This window comes from Moorena sp. SIO3H5, from assembly GCF_010692395.1.
Lineage (GTDB): Bacteria > Cyanobacteriota > Cyanobacteriia > Cyanobacteriales > Coleofasciculaceae > Moorena.
The window spans coordinates 1-9,543 of record NZ_JAAHHS010000302.1 but is presented as its reverse complement, the minus strand read 5'-3'; the positions used below and the strand labels follow the sequence as shown (position 1 = coordinate 9,543).

Here is a 9,543-nt window from a genome sequence, read left to right as displayed (position 1 = left end):
TATCCAAGAAGCAAACTATGCAGCGGCTAGTCTACTCAACGTACAGCAGTATTATCTGGTGGGTAAACCGCTGATGAGCTTTATCAGTGACGCTGAGTCTAATCGGTTCCACCACCAACTCGACCAGCTCCAGGAATTGCAACAGCTCAAGGACTGGCAAGTGGTGTTGTGTCCACGGCAAGGTAAACCTTTAGCCGTTGATATGTCTGTGTCTGTTTTCTGTGACTCTCAAGGCAATGTGGTTAGTATCCAGTGGCTGATACTTAATGTCACTGGGTTGTTGAACCGCTAAAAGAACTTGAATTCAAACACATCAGGGCTCTACGATCCGGTTTTATCATTACCGTTTCTCTGGAATTGAGCAAACCCCTGAGTAAGATCATCAATTAATTACCACAGATGGCTGATTCTTCCTATCCCCATCTTTTTCGATCATTAATTAACGTCTGTGAGCCTCTATGCACCGATTAGTGTGGCGGGAATCGGGTATCGGGTATCGGGAATCGGGAAAAAATACTGTGTACCTGATAGGTATGAAAAACCCTGTAACTATCAGACAAATTCTGTTTCAAAGGTTAAATTTTTATCTTCTAGCAGCATTTCAATTACTTCTCGCAAATTTTCCTTTAACTCGTCTAAGGTTTCTCCCTGAGAATGTGCGCCTTTAAATCCTGGAATATAACCAACGTAGAGATTGGTATCCAAATCTCGCTCAACAATTGCAGTAAATCTTTTCATGACATTCTAGTTTTTTAATTTCATAAGATGTTAACAGGTCAGTATTCAGCAGTCAGCGGTCAGCGGTCAGCAGAGATGGCGCTTTCCATGTCTTCGAGGCTGGCTGCTTCTTTACCTGGTCGATGCAGGATCCCTGATAAGGTTTCCACTGGAACATTGAGAGGAAACATTTTTACTTGACCGTCTTCGTCAATAACGAACTCAACCCTACTACCGCTGACAAGGTTAAGATGCTCCCGAATTTCTTCGGGGAGAGTGATTTGCCCGGTATCGGTTACTGTTGTGCTGAACATGGCTAGGATGCTTGTGATTAAGCTTTTACTGATAGTTTAACAAACCAATAAACTATTTTAAGAAGGCATCGAAATTCATTATCCTGTATTTTATAGCCTGTCGAAATGTTCTTAAAGTAAAGGATAGATGAAAGGATAAATATGGCATTGATTAATATCAAAATTGTTTGACCATAAAGGAATATTTTTTGATAGCATTACTTGCAGCAGTGGAAAGCTGATCAATTCCTATATCCTATATATTTTATTTTTTTGGATAGCTCTAATCAAGAATTACCGACACTAACATCCTTGTCATAGCACCTTACCGCCAGTCACCGATTATGACAAAGTGTGCCCAGTAATAGGGATGTTGGTATTTAGGGTCTTCCAACAGACTTAACTGAGCACGGCGCAGGGCTTCAGCTTTGGTAACGTTCCGTTGAGTGAATTCTTGGTAAAACTGAACCATAACCACAGCAGTGGCTTGGTCGTCAACAAACACCAGAGGGCCGATGATACTGGGTACTCTAGATCTTAGGGCTAATCCCGCTAATCCAAAAGGTGTTTGATTATTCCCTTGAGCACCTTCACAACTACTGAGAACAAGTAATTCAATCGGGTCGAATTTTTCCTGTTCTCTTGAACCCAGTAACTTCTCAAATTCCTTGGCTGTAATTTTTTTGTCCCAAGCCAATATAAATGTATCTTCTGAAGAAAACTCTCCATTGGTTGCCAAGTGAACTACAGGGAAGTAAGAGGAGTTAAGTGCGTTTTCGAGGGCTGTAGTAGTGAAACTCTGATTGAGTAGGACTGAACTCGGTATGATTGAGCTAATTTTTTCTACCTCCACCTCAACAAAGGGTAATGCTGGATAACCTAGGCGGGATTCAGAAACTCCAGCAATCAACGCTCTTAAAGGTCTTTGTAACTGGGGCTGAGGCTCTAGTATCTGTAAAGCAGGGGTGACAGCAATAGCATATTTTTCTAGTAAATACTGCTCACCGTCGTGGAGAGCTGCCATGGAAATATTTCTTAGCCCACTATTTGGCACAAATACGATAGTATTGATGCTGCTTTTAGCTAATTCAGTTTCTACTGGTTTAATAAGCCATTTGTAAACTTTATTCCCAGAAGATTTCACAGAGCGCACTGGCGTCTTTAATAATCGTTGCATCTCCCTAAGGGTTTGCTCAACTTCTTTTGCAGATAAGGGTGTTGAGTAGCGCTGCAATGGTTGACCGGGCAAGTGAAGAATCACTTCTAACCGGTCGTCCAAAATAATAGGATAGATTACTGCTGCTTGGGAATCAATCTGATCAATTTGGATTAGATTAGGATTCAAAGGAACTATCTCACGGAAGTTATTGAGTTGAGTCAAATGGAGAGATTCAATAACCTGACGAACTTTTCTAAGAGTTGGCTGGTTAGATCCAGTTTCTTCAGAATCTAAAAGTGACCCAATAAACTCCTGATAAACACTCTCTACAATCTCTCCAAAATAAACCTGTATAGCTGGATTTATCCTGGTTAAATCACTACCTAAAGATTGGATAGTATCAAACGCTTTGGCGTAAGCATACGACGCTCCTTGAGTATCTCCTTGAGTTGCCAGCAAACGACCTTTGGTAGTTAAAGCTTGGGCAAAAATGATTGAGTAATCTAGAGAGTTTCTATTATCTGCACTTTCTAATCGTTTCAAACTCTCTGAAACTGCATTCATTGCCTGATTCAACTGCTCAAGTTGCTGATAAGCAATTGAAATATTGGTCATCAGCATGGCTTGTTTGAGTTCATAGTCTTGAATCTCAAAGGAGAGAGCTGCTTGTTTCCTGGCTCTTTCTGCCTGAGAGCGCTTATTGGCTTTGTAAAGTTTTACAGCTAGTTCAGATAGCTGCGAGACATTTTGAAATTCTTGCTTTATCTGGTTAAGTTCTATCTTGGCAGAATCAACCTGGCGATTCGCGTCTACTACTAGAATTACTGTTACTATTCCAGAAAACCCAGCTCCCAATAACGCTAAAACTAACACACCAAATCCGAAACGCATCTGCCCTTTGGCTTTCCGATTCGCCTCAGTTAGTACCAGATTTCTATTCTGGGCAGCTTCCCTATCTTTCCTCTCTCTCTCTAATTCTGCATCTCGTTCCTTTTGAGCGATTTGCTCCTCTATCTGCTTTTTCTCACTTGCTGCCAGAAACTGCTGATCCTGATAACTTAAATTCTTACCCTTTGCCCAGGCTTGAGCATTCTTTAGAGTTTTACCCCGCAACAATAGTGACTGATCCTGACAATCTGAGGCCACCCAAGCCCTAAAGGCTTCGGAATAGGGACGTAACTGGGCTAATTCTTGGTTAATCCAGTCCTGATTAAAGACTTCACGGTAGATCGGGTTATAGACTTTAAGAACTGGAGAGGTTCCAAGTCTGTGCTTGACCACTAACCCAGATAACTGTAACTTGCCCTCTTCAAAACTGTTATTAGCAACAACTTCCCCCTGCTGCCACACCTGCTGATACAATTCCAACAAATAGGCAGCCCGTTGCTCATTACAAAGAATGCGATCGCGTATGGTCTTCAAGTGTTCCGGTTCATCGGTAGCTTCCCAGTTGTCTATAAAATGCGATCGCACTAATTTCTCAATCCATGCTTTCTCCTTCTCCCCCCTTGTTAAGGACTTCTCAATCCACTCCTTCTCCCCCCTTGTTAAGGGGGGCTGGGGGGGATCCCAACACCCAGAACTAACCACCAACTGACAAAGCTTTTGAGTAAGAAACGGTTGTCCTCCTGTCCACTTTACTATCTCCTCGATCACTGCCTGGGGATTACTGACATGTCCCTCCAATCCCCTGACTAACGGCTCAACTTCATGGAGTTGAAAGCCATGTAACTCAACAGCTCGGCCAATATTAAACGGGGTGCGGTCTTTATCTGCTATTAAATCCCCTGGTGTCGCCACCCCCAACAGCACAAAACTGATGCGATTATAAGCAGAATTTTCTGCGCGTTTGTTATAACAGGCTCGAATTAGGGCAAAGAAGTCATCTTTAAACGCTAGTTGCAGAACGCTATCAATTTCATCAATAAAAATAACAATCGGTTCGGCAATTTGGATCAGTAATACTTCTTCGATAAACTCCCGAAAAAGCTGTACTGGGGGAATATCTTTGTGCTCATTGAGCCAGCTGCGAAATGATAATTTCTCTTGTAGACCGAATCGGTTAATCAGGGTTTTGGTTAAGCCGCCATACCATTTCTCTGGGGTAACCTGTTGGGTTCCTAATTCGGTAATATCAATGGATGCACAAGCCACCCCTTGGTTTTGCAGCCGTTTCATGGTTCGCACTCTCAGGGAAGACTTCCCCATCTGGCGGGAATTCAAGACATAGCAAAACTCTCCAGCCAGCAACTGCTGATAAAGTTCACCGTCAGCGGTACGCACCACATAAGTACTAGCATCCGGTGGTAGGCATCCCCCAACCTGATAGGCTCCTGTACTCATGACAGTTCCCCTAGGTGGTCTCTAAAATACTGTCGATATAAATTACAACTGAGCCTGACCTGATTGCCCTGCTTTTTCACTAGCCCCATGCTGTACAACTTATAGGCGGCTATCAAGTCCAGATGCACAGGAGCGTTAGCATCAATCACCTGTAACAGTGCTTTGGCCAAGTCTGGGTGTGGTTGCAGCATCCGCCACAGATGTCGCAGGTGGTTAGCGTAGATGCCAGCATCTGTAGGAGCGGCTTGCAACAGTTGCGCCAGGGAGTCATTACCGTGGATTTGGCAGTGAGATAAGGCTTGCTGTACCAGATCAGGATGACCTCCCACCATCCCCATCAATTGCTCCACAAGGGATTCACTCCAATCCTGTCCATGTTGTCGGGCTAATTCCTGGACTTGTTCGGGGGTAAATTCTGGTAATTCAATGGGCACTCCCACATTAAACGGGGATTCATTAATATTGAGCGGAATATAAACATCTGTGGAATGGACAACCACCAACCGCAACCGTTTCCAGACCTGTTCCACTTTCCCCCGTTCGTGCCACGCCCTCAGCAATCCCAAAAATTCTGAAGCCACCTCAGGGTAGGGAAACACTCGGTCTACTTCATCGAGACATAAAACCACGGGAGCCCCAGCTTCAGGGAGAAGATAGTTCTCAAAGTATTCGGTACAATCGACTTTAGCGGTGGAAAAGTCTTCATCCCAATAGTCTCTCAACCGATTCGGTATCTTCAAGGTTTGACCAACAGTGATACAAAACCACTTGAACAATCCATCGACATCGGTTAAGTCATTGCTATGGGCTAAGTGGAAATTTACATAGGCCTTTCGGTAGCCCTTCTCGGCAAACTGATCCAACATTCTCACCATCAGCAATGTCTTCCCCATCAGCCTCGGGGCTTTAATCCTGACCAACGCACCGGGACCTAAAAGGGCTTGATAACAAGACTGTTCAATGGGAGGACGTTCAACATAAATCAATGAAGAGTCTTCCTCAGGGCAGTGTGTGATCACTACTTCTGAGTTTACTGTCCCATGGCCTGACGTATCATTGCCAATGTCGTCCTCAAAAAATGCGATCGCATTCCAGTCTTGCCCCAATTTTTCACTAATTTGTTGAAAATGCAGGTTATATACAGCTTTCCCATTCAGATAATTACTGACGGTTGATAGAGATAGTAATAACTCGTCAGCTAAATCTTTCTGGCGAGGGAAACCGTTGCGTTGAACCGCTAATTTTACCTGGTCAATATACTCTGGGCGAACTCTAAGTGAGCGTGGCATGGTCTAGGTGAGATGAGCTAATCAAACTATAACGCTCTTTCCTAGGGAGTTAGCCCAACTCAGCTACAACTCAGGCATAACTCAGACCCGGTGGTGCGTTACGGGGCGGGCTGTCCAAATCCTGACTACGAAGCGGAACATGAGAACCCCCCCTAACACACCCTACTGGACTCTTGCCTATTGCCTTTTGCCTATTGCCTTTTGCCTTTTTTCATCCTACTGCAAATTCTGTCAACTTACGTGCGTTGGGGTCATGATAACCGATGACAATTTCTGACTTAGGTACTCCCAATTCTACTAGCTCATTGGCTACACCCACCTCACTACCATCATGTTGAATCCAGATTTTTTCTCCTTTAATATCAATATGGATCAACGAACCACAAACTCGGCGGTCACCTTCCCAGCCAACTGTTACTAGTAAATAATGATCATCGTTGTGGTCAAAAACTGTAAATTGTTCAATCTCACCATAGGAAGGTACAAACTGGTTATGTCGAGCTAATACCTGCTGAATCCATTGCCGATACTGGTTCAATCGTTCCACTGTACAACTACCTCCTCGTCTGGATCAAAAACTACCAATTTTACCTTGTATTCTTTCACACTTAACTGTGCTAGCTCCTCCAGAAAAAAGTTGCGATATACTTTGCTCGGTACGGCTAGAAAAATTACTCTATCTGGCTCTGTGACCTTTAAAACAACGCGATAATTCAGCAATTGTCCGAGTGCCGTGTGAAATTCTGAATTCCCGAATTTAATAATTGTTTATTGTTACTTATAATAGTTTTAAGAAAAATAAATGTGTATCATATATCAAAAATTTGGATTACAACAGTTAAAGCCGATCTAATCGGGAAAATTATTGTCATAATTGCATAATTAATATGCTTTAAGCTCATCAAGCCTAAATTTTTTGTATTAAAAAATACAAACAAAACCTCCATCCAAGGTAATTCTTAAATCGGTAAAGTTAATCGTCTCTTAAACTATCCCTTGATCAAAAACTGATCAAAAAGGGCTCAAATGAGACTAAGTCAGGACAAACGACCATGACGGGATCGGCAGATGAGCAGAAGAACTACCATAATTCTGAAGCTGGTATTTCCTGAGCTGTTATCTCCGTGTGCCATGTTGTAATCAATTTGTCATGAATTAGTAACACCCCTGAGAAGAGACGGTAGTCGTGTTGACTTGATCCAGAGGCGCGCACCAAAGCGCGAATTTAATGCGCCAAGGCCAAGTAAGAGCGTACCTATAAAAACCCTGATTGTGTGTGAGGAAACCCTGTGAACAGATCAAAAAATTTGTGGCTCTCTGTGCTAAAGTCCCCTACCTTGTTTGTTGGGGCAACCCTATTGATTTCATCCTCAGCGGTAGCAGCAACTGAGGAAGCTTTGCCAGAAGAGACAATCTCTCAGGAATCCGCTGTTAACCCTACCAGTACAGTAGAAACACTGACGATAGAAGCACTCCCTGAGGTCACCTCCCTAACTCAGTCCGTTCTTCCCTCTGATCTGCCATTAGTTGCTGATGCCTCTACTGGGGATACGGTTGAGCTCAGTAATTCTACTATCAATAATTCTATTATCAGTAATTCTACTATCAGTAATTCTACTATCAGTAATTCTGCTAGTGATTCAGTTACGTCATACGGTGATGGGGAAACTGTCGAGGATAACTTGATGGGACCGGTGACTGGTGTGTCTCAACTGAGTGGACAGACTGTAGAGGATGACTCTATGGAACAAGTCACTAATGTGTCTCAACTCAGAGATGTTTCCCCTGGAGATTGGGCTTATGAAGCATTACGCTCTTTGGTAGAACGCTACGGCTGTATTGCTGGTTATCCCAATGCTACCTTCCGAGGTAACCGAGCCTTGACTCGCTACGAATTTGCTGCTGGTTTGAATTCCTGTTTGAACCAGATTGAGCGTTTACTGGGGGGCGTCACCGCAGACTTTATCACCCGTGAGGACTTGGAAAGTCTACAACGGTTAGTACAGGAGTTTGAAACAGAACTGGCTACCCTAGGGGCACGAGTAGATAACCTAGAAGGACGAGTAGCTTTCTTAGAAGACCATCAGTTTTCTACCACCACTAAACTCAAGGGTGAGGTAATCTTTGCTCTAGCTGATGCTTTTGGAGGGGATGCTGATGATGTTCAAACCGTTTTTCACAACCGGACTCGTCTCAACTTCGTAACCAGCTTTACCGGTAAGGATGCGCTCCTAACCCGTCTCCAAGCTGGGGATGTACCAACGTTGTTCACAGGGGCTGGTGGTGAGCTGGCCGGAACTCAAGAAGGTCGCTTTACCTACGATGGACCAACTGGTAATGACGTTATTATTGATATCTTGCGCTATAAGTTCCCCATCGGGGATAAGGTAACGGTTCAACTGTTGGCTAACCGAGCACTCCATCACTATTACGCAGATACCGTTAACCCTTTCTTTGAAGGTCGTGCTGGTGGTTCTAATGCTATTACCCGTTTTGCTGAACGTAATCCCATCTATCGGATTGGGCCATTCGGTGCTGGTGCTGCCCTTGCCATCAAGCCCATCAAGGATGTTCGGATTGATTTAGGTTACATCTCCAACACCGCTAGCAATCCTCAAGAAGGCCAGGGTCTATTCAATGGCAACTTTTCTGCGATCGCTCAGTTGGTTTATGGTAGTGATTTCAAAGTTGGATTCACCTACATTCGGGGTTACGAAGATAATGCTGATGGACGACCCCGTTTAATTCTAGGGGGTACTGGTACGGCTCTAGCTAATCTCAATCCAGGAGCCTTGGAGGATGCTACCAGTTTAGGCACGGTTGACTTTGATAGCGCAAAAGTGGAAAGTAACTCTTTCGGTGTTCAAACCTCTTTGAGACTTAGCCCCAACATCGTACTCAATGGCTGGGCAGGCTACACCGATGCTGAGTTGATTGGCGTGGGTGATGCGGAAATTTGGAACTTTGCTGCTGGTATAGCTTTCCCCGATTTGGGCAAAAAAGGTAATCTGGCCGGAATTTTTGGTGGTGCGGCACCAACCCTCAGAGGACTGGATTTAGATGATGGCAACAGTGACTTTGACAATGATTTTGCCTACCAGGTTTCAGCGTTCTATAAGTATAAAGTCAACAACAACATCTCCGTTACTCCTGGTGTAGTTTGGCTTTTGAATCCTAACCAAAGTTCTGACAATGATGATGTGGTCATCGGTACCCTCAGAACCACCTTCACCTTTTAACCTTTAGGCTAGATGTCCGGCGCTCTACCCATGGTTGGTGAGCGTCGGGATGAAAGCTGAGATATAGCGCAAGGCAAAAGGCAAAAGGCAAGAGGCAAAAGTTCACTAAAAAAGCTTTTCAGCTTCTTTCAATGTCCTAACTTTAATGCGTGGTGCCATATAAATATTTTGAGCAATATATCAATAAAAAAAAGCGCTCCCCATCTGGAGAGCGCTTTTTTTAATCAAGCTGATTAAGCAAACTTGAGATTAACCGTTGATTGCTGGAGCAGTCAAAGCTACAGGAGTAGCTTCAGCAGCAGCTAGGTCTAGAGGGAAGTTGTGAGCGTTACGCTCGTGCATTACTTCGAAACCTAAGTTAGCGCGGTTTAGTACATCAGCCCAGGTGTTGATCACGTGACCTTGTGAGTCAATGATGCTCTGGTTGAAGTTGAAACCGTTGAGGTTAAATGCCATGGTGCTGATGCCCAGTGCAGTAAACCAGATGCCGATTACAGGCCATG

8 protein-coding genes and 1 pseudogene are annotated in these 9,543 nt (G+C 44.0%); 2 read left to right on the top strand and 7 right to left on the bottom strand.

Annotated features, from left to right (window positions below):
- Positions 1 to 292, top strand: a 292-nt coding sequence (locus F6K52_RS26030; RefSeq protein WP_293085036.1) for a PAS domain-containing protein, incomplete at its 5' end; no start/stop codon positions are given.
- 260 nt (positions 293 to 552) lie between these two features.
- Here the strand turns inward: F6K52_RS26030 and F6K52_RS26025 are convergent.
- The 6 genes from F6K52_RS26025 to F6K52_RS26000 form a co-directional block, all read right to left on the bottom strand.
- A complete protein-coding gene (locus tag F6K52_RS26025) occupies positions 553 to 738 on the bottom strand; it encodes a type II toxin-antitoxin system HicB family antitoxin (RefSeq protein ID WP_293085033.1) in 186 nt (61 codons plus the stop codon).
- Between the two features lie 59 nt (positions 739 to 797).
- Entirely contained in the window at positions 798 to 1,031 is a 234-nt protein-coding gene (locus tag F6K52_RS26020) for an AbrB/MazE/SpoVT family DNA-binding domain-containing protein (protein WP_293085029.1), read from the bottom strand.
- A gap of 304 nt (positions 1,032 to 1,335) precedes the next feature.
- Positions 1,336 to 4,512, bottom strand: a complete 3,177-nt coding sequence (locus tag F6K52_RS26015) for a CHAT domain-containing protein (RefSeq protein WP_293085026.1) — start codon at positions 4,510 to 4,512, stop codon at positions 1,336 to 1,338.
- Positions 4,509 to 5,801 (bottom strand): AAA-like domain-containing protein, encoded by a 1,293-nt coding sequence (locus F6K52_RS26010; RefSeq protein ID WP_293085023.1) that lies wholly within the window; start codon positions 5,799 to 5,801, stop codon positions 4,509 to 4,511. The genes F6K52_RS26015 and F6K52_RS26010 overlap by 4 nt, the downstream gene beginning before the upstream one ends.
- A gap of 211 nt (positions 5,802 to 6,012) precedes the next feature.
- Positions 6,013 to 6,348, bottom strand: a complete 336-nt coding sequence (locus F6K52_RS26005; protein WP_293085020.1) for a XisI protein — start codon at positions 6,346 to 6,348, stop codon at positions 6,013 to 6,015.
- A complete protein-coding gene (locus tag F6K52_RS26000; RefSeq protein WP_293085039.1) occupies positions 6,336 to 6,563 on the bottom strand; it encodes an element excision factor XisH family protein in 228 nt (75 codons plus the stop codon). Before F6K52_RS26000 ends, F6K52_RS26005 begins: the two co-directional genes overlap by 13 nt.
- Positions 6,564 to 7,090: 527 nt before the next feature.
- Here F6K52_RS26000 and F6K52_RS25995 point away from each other — a divergent pair.
- A complete protein-coding gene (locus F6K52_RS25995; RefSeq protein ID WP_293085017.1) occupies positions 7,091 to 9,040 on the top strand; it encodes an iron uptake porin in 1,950 nt (649 codons plus the stop codon).
- A 249-nt stretch (positions 9,041 to 9,289) separates the two neighbouring features.
- On the opposite strand, the pseudogene F6K52_RS25990 reads toward F6K52_RS25995, so the two are convergent.
- Positions 9,290 to 9,543, bottom strand: a pseudogene (locus tag F6K52_RS25990) (photosystem II q(b) protein); the annotation flags it as partial.